Genomic DNA, 12,518 nt, shown 5'->3' with positions numbered 1-12,518 from the left:
CCCCCGAGGCCCGGGGAAATTGTTTAGTTCAATGCATTACCGCGGCCATCGCCTTGGCCACGTAATCGATGTTGCCCAGGTTCAGCGCGGCCACGCAGATGCGCCCGGTGGACACCCCGTAGATGCCGAATTCGGCACGCAGGCGCTCCATCTGTGCGGCGTTCAGCCCGGAATAGCTGAACATGCCGCGCTGGGTGGTGATGAAGTCCAGGTCGCCCTGCACGCCGGCCGCCTTCAGGCGGTCCACCAGCGCCAGACGCATGGAGCGGATACGCACGCGCATCTTGCCCAGTTCCTGTTCCCACTGGGCGCGCAGCGCCGGGGTCGACAGCACCATCGTGACCACCTGCGCGCCATGGGTCGGCGGGTTGGAGTAGTTGGTGCGGATCACCCGCTTGAGCTGCGACTGCACGCGCTGGGCCTCGTCGCGGCTGGAGCAGACGATGCTCAGCGCCCCCACGCGCTCGCCATACAGCGAGAAGCTCTTGGAGAAGGAGGTGGAGACGAAGAAGTCCAGCCCGGCGGCGACGAACTGGCCGATCACCGCGCCGTCCTCGGCGATGCCCTCGGCGAAGCCCTGGTAGGCCATGTCGAGGAAGGGCACCAGGCCGCGGGCGCGTACCGTCTCGATGACCCGCAGCCACTGCGCGGGCTCCAGGTCGTAGCCGGTCGGGTTGTGGCAGCAGGCGTGCAGCACCACGATGGTGCCGGGCGCGGCGGCCTGCAGGCCATCGATCATGCCCTGCACGGCCACGCGGCGATTGGCCGCGTCGTAATAGGGGTAGGTGCCCACCTCGAAGCCGGCGCCCTCGAACAGCGCGCGGTGGTTCTCCCAGCTCGGGTCGGAAATCAGCACCTTGGCGCCGGGTTGCAGGCGCTTGAGGAAGTCGGCGCCGATTTTCAGCGCTCCGGTGCCGCCCAGGGCCTGCGCGGTGACCACGCGGCCGGACTTGACCACCTCGGAGTCCGCGCCGAACACCAGCGACTGCACCGCCTGGTCGTAGGCGGCGATGCCGTCGATGGGCAGGTAGCCGCGCGGCTTCGGGCTCTCGGCGATGAGGTTTTCCGCCTCCTTGACGCAGGCCAGCAGCGGGAGCTTGCCGTTCTCGTCGGTGTACACGCCGACGCCCAGGTTGACCTTCGAGGGATTGGGGTCGGCCTGGAACTGCTCGTTGAGCCCCAGGATGGGGTCGCGCGGAGCCATCTCCACGCCGGTAAACAGGGAAGCGCTCATGGGTGTTCGGTCGGTTGTGATGAAAATGCGTTTCGGCGCCATCGGGCCCGCAGGCCCAGGGTGCGCGGGCATAACAATCCCGCCCCGCGCTCGGACGCAAAGGTCATCCCGTTCGCAGTGCTGCGACAGACGCTGTAGACACGACAGGTTAACAGTTGGTGCGGACCCCGGCGCGCGCCGCGCGCTTGCCGCAAAATGCGCATTTTAGGCCCGCCGGCGAACCCCGTGCCGGCGCGCCGCCTCGAAGCCCGCCGCCATGCCCCGTCTCGCCGTTGCCGAATCCGACGCCCCTCAGCTGTTGCGCTACGACGATTCGCCGTTCCAGCTGCACCAGCCCTATCCGCCGGCGGGGGACCAGCCCGCGGCCATCGACGCGCTGGTGCAGGGCCTGCGCGACGGCCTGAGCTTCCAGACCCTGCTGGGGGTGACGGGTTCGGGCAAGACCTTCACCATGGCCAACGTGATCGCGCGCCTGGGGCGCCCGGCCATCGTGTTCGCGCCCAACAAGACCCTGGCCGCGCAACTGTACAGCGAGTTCCGCGAGTTCTTCCCGCGCAACGCGGTGGAATACTTCGTCAGCTACTACGACTACTACCAGCCCGAGGCCTACGTGCCGCAGCGCGACCTGTTCATCGAGAAGGACAGCGCGATCAACGAGCACATCGAGCAGATGCGCCTGTCGGCCACCAAGAGCCTGCTCGAGCGCCGCGACGTGCTGATCGTGGCCAGCGTCAGCGCCATCTACGGCATCGGCAACCCGGCCGACTACCACGCCATGGTGCTGACCATGCGCGCGGGCGACCGCATCGGCCAGCGCGACCTGATCGCGCAGCTGGTGCGCATGCAGTACCAGCGCAACGACGTCGAGTTCTCGCGCGGCTGCTTCCGGGTGCGCGGCGACCAGATCGACATCTTCCCCGCCGAACACGCCGAGCTGGCCCTGCGCGTGGAGCTGTTCGACGAGGAGATCGAATCCCTCAGCCTGTTCGACCCGCTGACCGGCGCGGTGCGCCAGAAGATCCCGCGGTTCACGGTCTATCCGGGCAGCCACTACGTCACGCCGCGCGAGCGCGTGCTGGAGGCGGTCAAGACCATCGAGGTGGAGTTGCACCAGCGCCTGAAGGAGTTGCGCTCCATGGGCAAGCTGGTGGAGGCGCAGCGCCTGGAGCAGCGCACCCGCTTCGACCTGGAGATGCTCAGCGAGATCGGGCATTGCAAGGGCATCGAGAACTACACCCGCCACCTGTCGGGGGCCGCGCCGGGCGCGCCGCCGCCGACCCTGGTGGACTACCTGCCTCGCGACGCCGTCATGTTCCTCGACGAGAGCCACGTGCTCATCGGCCAGCTCAACGGCATGTACAACGGCGACCGCGCGCGCAAGCAGACCCTGGTCGAATACGGCTTCAGGCTGCCTTCGGCGCTGGACAACCGCCCGCTGAAGTTCGAGGAATTCGAAGGCAAGATGCGCCAGGTCGTGTTCGTCTCGGCCACGCCCGCCCAGTACGAGCGGCAGCATGCCGACGAGGTGGTGGAGCAGCTGGTGCGTCCGACCGGCCTGGTGGACCCGGAGATCGAGGTGCGCCCGGCGGCCAGCCAGGTCGACGATCTGCTGGGCCAGATCCGGTTGCGCGTGGACGTCGGCGAACGCGTGCTGGTGACCACGCTGACCAAGCGCATGGCCGAGCAGCTCACCGAGTACCTGGGCGAAAACGGCGTGAAGGTGCGCTACCTGCACTCCGACATCGACACCGTCGAGCGCGTGGAGATCCTGCGCGACCTGCGCCTGGGGCAGTTCGACGTGCTGGTGGGCATCAACCTGCTGCGCGAGGGCCTGGACATCCCCGAGGTCTCGCTGGTCGCGGTGCTGGACGCCGACAAGGAGGGCTTCCTGCGCTCCGAGCGTTCGCTCATCCAGACCATCGGGCGCGCGGCTCGCAACGTGCACGGCAAGGCGATCCTGTACGCCGACACCGTCACCGACTCGATGCGCGCCGCCATCGGCGAGACCGAGCGCCGTCGTGCGCGCCAGATCGAGCACAACCTCGAGCACGGCATCACTCCGCGCGGCATCGTCAAGGAAGTGCGCGATCTGATCGACGGCGTGTTCGACAACTCCGGCGGCGCCACGCGCGCCCAGGCGCGCGCCGCCGAGGAACACGCGCGCCTGGACACGCTGGACGAGAAGGACGTGGCGCGCGAGATCCGGCGCCTGGAAAAGCGCATGGTCGAGCACGCTCGCAACCTCGAATTCGAGCAGGCTGCGCGGGTGCGCGACCAACTCGCCGAACTGCGCCGCCGCGTGTTCGGCGCCGGCTACGACCACGACCTGGATGCCCGCAACGCCTGAGCCGTCCAGGCACTACAGTAGGGCCCTCGCAACTCCGAACCCTCCGAGCCCCCGCCGCCGATGCCCGTGGAATCCCCCCGCTACGCCGTGCTGTTCTGCTGCATGGGCAACATCTGCCGCTCGCCCAGCGCCGAGGGCGTGTTCCGTGCCGAGGCGCGGCGGCAGGGGCTGGATGCGCATCTGCTGGTGGATTCGGCGGGCACCCACGGATACCACGCGGGCGAGCCGCCGGACGCGCGCGCTCAGCGCCACGCGCTGCGGCGCGGCGTGGAGCTTGGCGCCTTGCGCGCGCGCCAGGTCGAGGCGGCCGACTTCGAACGCTTCGACCTGATCGTGGCGATGGACCAGGACAACCTGCAATGGCTGCGCGAGGCCTGCCCGGCGCCGCAGCAGCACAAGCTGCGTCTGATGATGAGCTTCGCGCCGCGCGCAGGCACCGACGAGGTGCCCGATCCCTACTACGGCGGCGCCGAAGGCTTCGAGCGCGTGCTGGACCTGCTGGACCAGGCCTGCGCCGGGCTGCTGGGCCACGTGCAGGCCGAACTGCAGATGCGCCGGCGCGCCCTCACATGATTTCCTCGCGCCGGGCCTGCCCCGGCGCCTGAGGCGCGGATTCGCGGCGCAGCGGCAGGTGCCGGCGCAGTTCCTCGAGCTGTTCGCCCATCATCTCCCCCTCGCGGTCCAGGTGCGCGGCGATGGCTGCGCGCAGCCGCGGCTCGGCCACCCAGTGCGCGGAGCGGCATTCCACAGGCAGCAGGCCGCGGGCCATCTTGTGGCTGCCCTGGGCGCCGCCCTCGAACACCTCGAAGCCCTGTTCCAGGCAGAACTGCAGGGGCTCGTAGTAGCACAGCTCGAAGTGCAGCAGCGGTACGTGGCGCAGCGCACCCCAATAGCGCCCGTAGGCGCGGCGCAGCGCCGGGTCCAGCAGGATCAGCGAGCAGGCGACGTCCTCGCCCTGCAGGCTGGCGACGATCAGCAGCAGGTGCTCGGGCATGGCCTCGCCCAGGCGCCGGAAGAAATCCAGGTTCAGGTAGGGCATCGAGCCGTGCTCGGCGTAGGTCTGCTCGTAGCAACGCACGAACAGTTCCCAGGCGGGCGCGTCGATCTCCCGGCCGCGCAGGCGCCTGATCTCCACCCCACTTTCGCGCACCTTGCGCCGCTCCTGGCGCAGTTTCTTGCGCTTGTCGTGGTTCAGCGCGCCGATGAAGGCCTCGAAGTCGGGCCAGGGCGGCACGGCCTGGCGCCAGTGGTACTGCACGGTGCTGCGGCTCATCAGCCCGGCGGCCTCGCACCAGGCCTGCTCCTCGTCGGTGAGAAACAACAGGTGCAGCGAGGACACCTGCGCCTTGCGCGCCAGATCGAGCAGCGCGCCCAGCAGCGCGGCGCGCGCCCCGGGGTCGCGCCCGAGAAGGCGCGGCCCGCGCACCGGGGTGAAGGGCGTGGCCAGCAGCAGCTTCGGGTAGTAGGGCAGGCCGCAGCGTTCGTGGGCGTCGGCCCAGCTCCAGTCGAACACGTATTCGCCCATGGAATGCCCCTTGGCGTAGACCACGCAGGCGGCGGCGAGCGCCCCCGCGTCGTCGTACAGGCAAGGTACAAGCGCCTGCCAGCCGGTGCGCGGCACCGCGCAGGCGCTGCGTTCCAGCGCCGCCAGCCAGGCGTGGCGCTGGAACATGGTGCTGCCCGGGGTTGCCGCGGCCAGAGCGTCCCAGCTCGCGGCGTCCACCGATTCCAGCCCTTGTCCGATCTCGATGCGAAAATCCCTGTCCATGCCCCTTTCCATCGCGATTGCCCAATTCGATCCCACGGTCGGCGACCTCGCCGGCAACGCCCGCGCCATCCTGGCGCTGGCCGAGCAGGCCCATGCGGCCGGCGCCGGAGTGCTGCTGACCCCGGAGATGGCCCTGACCGGCTATCCGCCCGAGGATCTGCTGCTGCGCCCGGCCTTCATGCGGGCGGTGGCGCGGACCCTGCGCGAGCTGGCCGGCAGCCTGCGCCGGCTGCCGGGCCTGGCCCTGGTGCTCGGCCACCCGCACGTGCCCGGCGCGTCCGCCGACGAGCGTACCCCATCGACGCAGCGCCCGCTGCGCTGGAACGCGGCCTCGGTGCTGCGCGACGGGCGCATCGAGGCCACCTACGGCAAGCTCGAGCTGCCCAACTACCAGGTATTCGACGAGCGGCGCTATTTCGCCCGCGGCGGCGAGCCGGTGGTGTTCGAGTGCCAGGGTGTGCGCTGCGGCATCAACGTCTGCGAGGACGCCTGGTTCCCGCAGGCGCCGGGGCGGGCGCGGGAGGCCGGCGCGCAGGTGCTGCTGGTGCTCAACGCCTCGCCCTTCCACCTGGGCAAGAGCGGCGAGCGCGAGGCGGTGATGCGCCAGCGCTGCCGCGAGACCGGCATGGCGCTGGTGTTCGCCCACGGCGTGGGCGGCCAGGACGAACTGGTGTTCGACGGCGGCTCCTTCGTGCTCGACGCGGCCGGCGAGCCCTGCCTGCGCGCGCCGCAGTTCGAACCCTGCCTGCCCATCGTGCGCTTCGACGGCGCCCGCCCGCTGCCCGGCGAACTGGCGACGCCGATGTCCCTTCACCGCCAGGCCTGGTCGGCGCTGGTCACCGGCACGCGGGACTACGTGCGCAAGAACGGCTTTCCCGGCGTGCTCATCGGACTGTCGGGGGGCGTGGACTCGGCGCTGGTGCTGGCCATCGCCGTGGACGCGCTGGGCCCCGGGCAGGTGCACACGGTGATGATGCCCTCTCCGTACACCGCGGACATCTCCCTCGAGGACGCCAGGGACATGGCGCGCCGTCTGGGGGTGCGCCACAGCGAGCTGGACATCGCGCCCATGTTCGAGGCCTTCCGCGCCACGCTGCGCCCGCTGCTGCGCGAGCACGAGGGCGACACCACCGAGGAGAACCTGCAGTCGCGCATCCGCGGCGTCCTGCTGATGGGCCTGTCGAACAACACCGGCTCGATGGTGCTGACCACCGGCAACAAGAGCGAGATGGCCACCGGCTACGCCACGCTGTACGGTGACATGGCGGGAGGCTTCGCGGTGATCAAGGACGTGCGCAAGACCCTGGTGTGGGAACTCGCGCGCTGGCGCAACCGCCAGGCCGCGCAGGCCGGGCTCGTGGAGCCCATCCCGCAGCGCATCATCGACCGCCCGCCCTCGGCCGAATTGCGCCCCGACCAGCTCGACCAGGACAACCTGCCGCCCTACGAGGTGCTCGACGCGATCCTGGAGGCCTACATGGAGAACGACCGCGGCGTCGAGGACATGCTGGCCCAGGGGCTGGCGGCGGCCGACATCGAGCGCGTGCTGCGCCTGCTGCGCATCGCCGAGTACAAGCGCCGACAGGCGCCGCCGGGGGTGCGCATCACCCACCGCGCCTTCGGGCGCGACTGGCGCTATCCCATCACCTCGCGCTGGCGCGAGGAAGCCGAGGCGCGCCCGGCGCGGCCCGGCGCGTGAATCGGTTACAGTGAAAGAAACCAGGAAGCAAATCGGGGCGCGCGCGACCGGCGCGAGGCGCGCCCGCCGGGACATCCAGCGAGGAAGAACATGAAACAGATCACGGCCATCATCAAACCCTTCAAGCTCGACGAGGTGCGCGAGGCGCTGGCCGAGGTCGGCGTCACCGGGCTGACCGTCACCGAGGTGAAGGGTTTCGGGCGCCAGAAGGGGCACACCGAGCTGTACCGCGGCGCCGAGTACGTGGTCGATTTCCTGCCCAAGGTGAAGATCGAGGTGGTCGTGCGCGACGAGCAGGTCGAGCCGGCGATCGATTCCATCGTCAAGGCCGCGCGCACCGGCAAGATCGGCGACGGCAAGATTTTCGTCACCAGCGTGGAGCAGGTGATCCGCATCCGCACCAGCGAGACCGGCGAAGCCGCCGTCTGAAGCACGCGCCGCCGGCCGCGCGGCTCAGACCGCCTCGCGCATGCGCCACCAGGGGTCTTCGGAGGCGGGCTGCGCGCCGGCCAGGCGCAGCAGCAGGCGCTCGGGGTCGGAGTCCACCACCAGCAGGCCCAGCACCTGCGGCGACACGAAGGCCTGCTCGTGGCTCTGGGCCAGGAAGTCGAGCAGCCCGTCGTAGTAGCCCTGCACGTTGAGCAGGCCCACCGGCTTGTTGTGGTAGCCCAGCTGGCGCCAGGTCCAGATCTCGAACAGTTCCTCCAGCGTGCCGATGCCCCCGGGCAGCGCGACGAAGGCGTCGGCGTAGTCGGCCATCATCTTCTTGCGCTGGTGCATGGTCTGCACCACGTGCAGTTCGCTCAGGCCTTCGTGCGCCACCTCGCGGCGCACCAGCAGCTCGGTGGTCACGCCCACCACGCGCGCGCCGGCCTGCAGCGCGGCGCCGGCCGTGGCGTTCATCAGGCCCACACTGCCTCCGCCGTAGACCAGGGTCATGCCGCGCGCGGCGATGGCGCGGCCCAGATCGACGGCCGCCTGCAGGTAGGCTGGATCCGCGCCGGTGCGCGAACCGCAGTAGACGCATAGGGAATGCATGCTCGGACATCCGCTGAAGCCGCGCCGCGGGCCGGCGGCCGGGCTCACAGCCATCGCGGCAGCAGCACCAGCGCCCAGGTCAGCGCGCAAAGCAACAAGGTTAGCAGCACCGCGGCGCTGCCGAGGTCCTTGGCCTGGCCGCTCAGCTCGTTGCGTTCCAGGGAAATGCGGTCCACCGCGCATTCCAGCGAGGTATTGAGCAACTCCACGATGGGCACCAGCAGCACCGATCCGCCCAGCAAGGCGCGCTGCACGCCGTCGTCGCCCAGCCAGAGTCCCAGCGGCAGCAGCACGGCGGCCAGCAGCCCTTCCTGGCGCAGGGCCGATTCGGTGCGCCAGGCCGCGCGCAGCCCGCGCAGCGAATTGCGCAGCGCACCGAGAGCCCGCGTCGCGCCGGCGGTCTTGTAGGGGGACGGCGGGCTCAAGGCGCGTGGGTCTCGCGGCGCGAGGGGGCGCCTGCGTCGCAGAGTTCGGGGTCGGCGGCCTCGCGCAGGTGGTGCAGGAACTGCTCGGTGGCGAGTTCCCAGGTGAACTTGCGCGCGTGGGACAGTGCGTTGTGCCGGGGGATGCGCAGGGCCTCCAGGCAGGCCGCGCGCAGGTCCTCGTGCAACACCCCGGCGGGGGCGTCGCCGATCACGTCCAGCGGGCCGGTCACCGGATAGGCCGCCACGGGGCAGCCGCAGGCCAGCGCCTCCACCAGCACCAGCCCGAAGGTGTCGGTGCGGCTGGGGAACACGAACACGTCGGCTCCCGAGTACACCTCGGCCAGCCGGTCCTGGCTGAGCACGCCCAGGAAGCGGACCTGCGGATATTCGCGCCGGATGCGCTCGAGCTCGGGGCCTTCGCCCACCACCCACTTGGTCCCGGGCAGGTCCAGGCGCAGGAAGGCGTCGACGTTTTTCTCGACCGCCACGCGGCCCACGTACAGGAACACCGGCGGCTTGCCCGCCAGGCGCTGTCCCGGGCGCGGGTGGAAGATGGCGCCGTCCACGCCCCGGGACCAGATCGCCAGATTGCCCATGCCCTGGTGGGCGAGGTCCTCGCGCACCACCCGCGTGGGTACCAGGGTGACACGCGCCGCGCCGTGGAACCAGCGCATGTAGGCGTAGGTCCAGGCCAGCGGAATGCCGAAGCGGGCCTTCACGTATTCGGGGAAGCGGGTGTGATACGCGCTGGTCAGCGGGATGGCCAGGCGCAGCGCCGCGCGCCGCGCCGCCAGACCCAGCGGACCCTCGGTGGCCACGTGCACCACGTCCGGGTCGAAGCGCCGGATGCCGGCCAGCACCGAGCGATAGGGGCGCCAGCTGAGCCGGATCTCGGGGTAGGTCGGGCAGGGCACGGTGCGGAAGCTGCCCGGTTCGATCACCTCCACCTCCTCGCCCAGCCGGCGCAGGCACTCGATGGTGGTTTTCAGCGTGCGCACCACGCCGTTGACCTGGGGGCTCCAGGCGTCGGTGACGATCAGGATTCGCATGGGAAGGCTCGCCGTGGTGGGGGGCTCAGGCGCGAGCCTGCGGGCGCAGTTCGGCCAGCACCTGGGGCGCGGCCGACGAGGGTTTCCACATCAGCAATTGCAGCGAGCCGTCGTCGAGTTCGGCCACGGCGGTCAGGCTTTCCACCCAGTCGCCGCAATTGGCGTAGACGATGGTTTCGATGTGCCGCAGCTCGGCGCGGTGGATGTGGCCGCAGACCACGCCCTCGCAACCCCGGCGCGCCGCCTCCTCGGCCAGCAACTGCTCGAAATTGGAGATGTAGCTGACCGCGTTCTTGACCTTGCCCTTCAGGTATTGGGACAACGACCAGTAGGAAAAGCCCATGCGGTGGCGCGCATGGTTGAGCCAGCGGTTGAGCTTGAGGCTGAAGATGTACAGCGCGTCGCCGAGGTGTGCCAGCCATTTGGCGTGCATGACCACGCCGTCGAACCAGTCTCCGTGCACCACCCACAGGCGCGCGCCGGTCGCGGTGACATGCACGGCATCGCCCAGCACTTCGATGCCGCCGAAATGCAGCCCGGCGTAGTGACGCGCGAATTCGTCATGATTGCCCGGCACGAACACCACGCGGCTGCCCTTGCGCGCCTTGCGCAGCAGTTTCTGCACCACGTCGTTGTGCGCCTGGGGCCAGTACCAGCCCTTGCGCAACTGCCAGCCGTCGATGATGTCCCCGACCAGGTAGATGGTCGGTGCGTGGCAATGGCGCAGCAGTTCCAGCAGCGCAGCGGCCTTGCAGTCGCGCGTGCCCAGATGCACGTCGGACAGCCACAGCGTGCGGTAGCGGTGGGATTCGGGGTCGTCGCCCGTCGATTCCGGCGCGGCGGACAGGGGTAGCGCCGGGCTTGCGGCCTGACGTGGCGCCTGGCCGGCCGCGCCGGGCAGGTTGCGCAGGGCTTCGGAGACGAGAGAGGGCCACATGGACCCCCATTGCAGCGCGCCCGCATGACGGGCGCGTGACAGCCACATGACCGCGCCAGCGCGGCGCGGCTCAGCGGGCGGGGGAGGGGGCCGGGCCGGGTGCCTGGGCTGGCGGCGCCGCGGAGGGCGAGGAGGGCGCGGAGGGCGGCGCCAGGCGCATCACCGGGGACGGCGCGGCGGCGGATGCGTGGCCCGCGGGCAAGGCCGCCGCGGGGGCCGAGGCCGCGGCGCCGGCGGGCCGCAGGCCCGCCACGGGCATCGGCGCGGAAGCCGTGGCGGCCGGGGCGCGCGTCGGGGCCGACGCCGCCGACACCGCCGCGGCCGGGCGCGCCGCCGTGGGCTGCGAGGCCGCCGGGCGCGCCGCCGCACCGGCCTTGACCGATGCGCCCGAGGCCACCGGGCCTGCCGGCACGGCGAGGGCGCGCGCGGGCACGGCCGGCCCCACCGGCTTGATCGGATGCCGCGGCGCATGGGCCACGTACTGCACCACATGGGGCGGCGCCAGCGCCTTGTGCCCCTCGTGCGCCAGCGCGCTGCGCTGTTGGGGGCTAAGTTGCTGGTAGCGTTCCCAGGCCTTGCGCCGGCTTTGCACCGGGGCGCGCCCGGTGGCCAGGTAGTTTTCGCGCGCCAGGCGCCGTTGGCTGGGGCTCATGTGCACCCACTCCACCATGCGTCGCTGCAGCATTTCACGCTGTTGTTGGCTCATCGCCGGGTAACGCGCGGCGATATTCAGCCATTTTCTGCGGCGGTCGGCCGAGAACCCGGCCCATTCCCCCTGCAGCGGAGCCAGCGCCTGGCGCTGCATGGCGCTGAGATGGCTCCATTCGCTCGCCTGGCTGGGCGCGGGGCCCGCCCAGGCCAGGCCCGCCAGGGCCAGCAGCAGCGCGCCCACGCAGGCCGCGGCGAACTCGCGCAGCGGGTGCCGGACTCGCGCGCGTTCCAGATCCGTCATGCGGAGCCTTCCCGCAGGTAGTTGCGGAAGCCGGGGTCGGTGTAGGCCTGCGGGGGCAGGTCGTCGAGCAGCAACGCGGTGTCGATGTCCGCGATGCGGTGCACGAACCGTTCCTGCTGGAAATGTTGCAGCGCATAGAGCCCGAACAACAGCGTGGGCAGCGCCAGCGCCAGCCCCAGGCGGGCGCGCCACGTGGAGCCGTCGCCGGGCCCGGCGCCCAGCACCGCCGCGCTGGAGCGGGCCAGCCACGCCACCGCGGGTTTTTCCTGCGAGCGGCGGTAACGCGCCAGCGCCAGCGAGCGCGCCTGCGCCAGGCGCCGTTCGATATCCGGCGCGAGCCGGTCCTCGGCTTCGCTCAGCCGAGCCGCCACGGCATAGCCGAAGCGCGCTTGCACGGCCTCTTGCCGCACCGCATGGTCGTTATCTGTTGTCATGATCCAAACCTCGTGCCCGCAGCGCCTTGGCCAGGGACTGTGTCGCGCGGGAACAATGCGTTTTCACGCTTCCCTCGGTACAACCCATGGCTTGCGCGGTCTCGGCCACATCCAGCCCCTCCCAGTAACGCAGCAGGAAGGCCTCGCGTTGACGCTCGGGCAGGCGAGCGATTTCCTGGTCCAGCATTTCCAGGGTCTGCATGCGTTCGAGCCGGCGATCCGCCGCTTCGCTCTGACCCGAGGCATCGTCCACCGCCAGGGACTCGAGCAGGTCGAAGTCCACTTCCGAATCTTCGTCGGATCCGCGGAAATCCGACATATTGCTCATCCAACTGGCGCGCACCTTCTGGCGCCGGTGCCAGTCCAGGATCGCATTGGTCAGAATGCGCTGGAACAGCATCGGCCATTCCGAGGCTTCGCGCGCGCCATAGCTCCCGGCCAGGCGGATCATCGCATCCTGCACGATGTCCAGCGCGGAGTCGGGGCTATGGGTGGCGAAGTGGGCGCGCTTGAACGCCCGCTTCTCCACGCTGCGCAAGAAGACCGAAAGTTCCTGTTCTGAAGCCACAAGCGGGCACCGCGGGACGCGGGCAAGAGCGAGCCAGCCGGCAATTATGCCCGTGCCCGGCCCGGGC

General features: G+C 70.5%; 13 protein-coding genes. 4 read left to right on the top strand and 9 right to left on the bottom strand.

Going from position 1 to position 12,518, the window contains the following annotated elements; all coding sequences use genetic code 11:
* Positions 1 to 28 precede the first annotated feature (28 nt).
* Positions 29 to 1,234 (bottom strand): amino acid aminotransferase, encoded by a 1,206-nt coding sequence (locus D466_RS0101030; protein WP_018911829.1) that lies wholly within the window; start codon positions 1,232 to 1,234, stop codon positions 29 to 31.
* Between the two features lie 256 nt (positions 1,235 to 1,490).
* On the opposite strand from D466_RS0101030, the gene uvrB reads away from it, so the two are divergent.
* The gene (gene uvrB, locus D466_RS0101025) at positions 1,491 to 3,581 is read left to right on the top strand and encodes an excinuclease ABC subunit UvrB (RefSeq protein WP_026284749.1); all 2,091 of its coding nucleotides are present in this window, start codon (positions 1,491 to 1,493) and stop codon (positions 3,579 to 3,581) included.
* A 60-nt stretch (positions 3,582 to 3,641) separates the two neighbouring features.
* Positions 3,642 to 4,154 (top strand): low molecular weight protein-tyrosine-phosphatase, encoded by a 513-nt coding sequence (locus tag D466_RS0101020; protein WP_018911827.1) that lies wholly within the window; start codon positions 3,642 to 3,644, stop codon positions 4,152 to 4,154.
* Here D466_RS0101020 and D466_RS20115 read toward each other — a convergent pair.
* Entirely contained in the window at positions 4,147 to 5,349 is a 1,203-nt protein-coding gene (locus D466_RS20115) for a GNAT family N-acetyltransferase (RefSeq protein WP_018911826.1), read from the bottom strand. The two genes, D466_RS0101020 and D466_RS20115, sit on opposite strands and share 8 nt — an antisense overlap.
* Between D466_RS20115 and D466_RS0101010 the strand changes: the two genes are divergently transcribed.
* On the top strand, positions 5,348 to 7,048 hold the full coding sequence (locus D466_RS0101010; protein WP_018911825.1) for an NAD+ synthase: 1,701 nt from the start codon (positions 5,348 to 5,350) through the stop codon (positions 7,046 to 7,048). The two genes, D466_RS20115 and D466_RS0101010, sit on opposite strands and share 2 nt — an antisense overlap.
* A gap of 90 nt (positions 7,049 to 7,138) precedes the next feature.
* The gene (locus D466_RS0101005) at positions 7,139 to 7,477 is read left to right on the top strand and encodes a P-II family nitrogen regulator (protein WP_018911824.1); all 339 of its coding nucleotides are present in this window, start codon (positions 7,139 to 7,141) and stop codon (positions 7,475 to 7,477) included.
* 24 nt (positions 7,478 to 7,501) lie between these two features.
* Here the strand turns inward: D466_RS0101005 and D466_RS0101000 are convergent, their stop codons facing one another.
* The 7 genes from D466_RS0101000 to D466_RS0100970 all read right to left on the bottom strand — a co-directional run bounded on the left by D466_RS0101000 (position 7,502) and on the right by D466_RS0100970 (position 12,451).
* Complete coding sequence (locus D466_RS0101000) at positions 7,502 to 8,086, bottom strand: TIGR00730 family Rossman fold protein (protein WP_018911823.1); 585 nt, start codon at positions 8,084 to 8,086, stop codon at positions 7,502 to 7,504.
* A 44-nt stretch (positions 8,087 to 8,130) separates the two neighbouring features.
* Entirely contained in the window at positions 8,131 to 8,511 is a 381-nt protein-coding gene (locus D466_RS0100995) for a diacylglycerol kinase (RefSeq protein ID WP_018911822.1), read from the bottom strand.
* Positions 8,508 to 9,560: a glycosyltransferase family 1 protein gene (locus tag D466_RS20110; RefSeq protein ID WP_018911821.1), complete on the bottom strand. Its 1,053-nt coding sequence runs from the start codon at positions 9,558 to 9,560 to the stop codon at positions 8,508 to 8,510. The genes D466_RS0100995 and D466_RS20110 overlap by 4 nt, the downstream gene beginning before the upstream one ends.
* A gap of 25 nt (positions 9,561 to 9,585) precedes the next feature.
* Positions 9,586 to 10,497: a UDP-2,3-diacylglucosamine diphosphatase gene (locus D466_RS0100985; RefSeq protein WP_018911820.1), complete on the bottom strand. Its 912-nt coding sequence runs from the start codon at positions 10,495 to 10,497 to the stop codon at positions 9,586 to 9,588.
* Positions 10,498 to 10,567: 70 nt separating this feature from the next.
* Positions 10,568 to 11,449, bottom strand: coding sequence for a DUF3106 domain-containing protein (locus D466_RS24380; protein ID WP_018911819.1), 882 nt, complete (start codon positions 11,447 to 11,449; stop codon positions 10,568 to 10,570).
* Entirely contained in the window at positions 11,446 to 11,883 is a 438-nt protein-coding gene (locus D466_RS0100975; protein ID WP_026284748.1) for a DUF3619 family protein, read from the bottom strand. Before D466_RS0100975 ends, D466_RS24380 begins: the two co-directional genes overlap by 4 nt.
* The gene (locus D466_RS0100970) at positions 11,870 to 12,451 is read right to left on the bottom strand and encodes an RNA polymerase sigma factor (protein ID WP_026284747.1); all 582 of its coding nucleotides are present in this window, start codon (positions 12,449 to 12,451) and stop codon (positions 11,870 to 11,872) included. Before D466_RS0100970 ends, D466_RS0100975 begins: the two co-directional genes overlap by 14 nt.
* Positions 12,452 to 12,518: the final 67 nt, after the last annotated feature.

It is taken from the genome of Thiomonas sp. FB-6, from assembly GCF_000377645.1.
In the GTDB taxonomy this organism is placed as follows: Bacteria; Pseudomonadota; Gammaproteobacteria; order Burkholderiales; family Burkholderiaceae_C; genus Thiomonas_A.
The sequence above is the reverse complement of the archived record's forward strand: the minus strand, read 5'-3'. Positions and strand labels throughout refer to the sequence as shown.

Coding starts and splice junctions, on each gene's coding strand:
- D466_RS0101030 (WP_018911829.1), bottom strand. CDS start 1,234: ATGAGCGCTTCCCTGTTTACCGGCGTGGAGATGGCTCCGCGCGACCCC.
- uvrB (WP_026284749.1), top strand. CDS start 1,491: ATGCCCCGTCTCGCCGTTGCCGAATCCGACGCCCCTCAGCTGTTGCGC.
- D466_RS0101020 (WP_018911827.1), top strand. CDS start 3,642: ATGCCCGTGGAATCCCCCCGCTACGCCGTGCTGTTCTGCTGCATGGGC.
- D466_RS0101010 (WP_018911825.1), top strand. CDS start 5,348: ATGCCCCTTTCCATCGCGATTGCCCAATTCGATCCCACGGTCGGCGAC.
- D466_RS20115 (WP_018911826.1), bottom strand. CDS start 5,349: ATGGACAGGGATTTTCGCATCGAGATCGGACAAGGGCTGGAATCGGTG.
- D466_RS0101005 (WP_018911824.1), top strand. CDS start 7,139: ATGAAACAGATCACGGCCATCATCAAACCCTTCAAGCTCGACGAGGTG.
- D466_RS0101000 (WP_018911823.1), bottom strand. CDS start 8,086: ATGCATTCCCTATGCGTCTACTGCGGTTCGCGCACCGGCGCGGATCCA.
- D466_RS20110 (WP_018911821.1), bottom strand. CDS start 9,560: ATGCGAATCCTGATCGTCACCGACGCCTGGAGCCCCCAGGTCAACGGC.
- D466_RS0100985 (WP_018911820.1), bottom strand. CDS start 10,497: ATGTGGCCCTCTCTCGTCTCCGAAGCCCTGCGCAACCTGCCCGGCGCG.
- D466_RS24380 (WP_018911819.1), bottom strand. CDS start 11,449: ATGACGGATCTGGAACGCGCGCGAGTCCGGCACCCGCTGCGCGAGTTC.
- D466_RS0100975 (WP_026284748.1), bottom strand. CDS start 11,883: ATGACAACAGATAACGACCATGCGGTGCGGCAAGAGGCCGTGCAAGCG.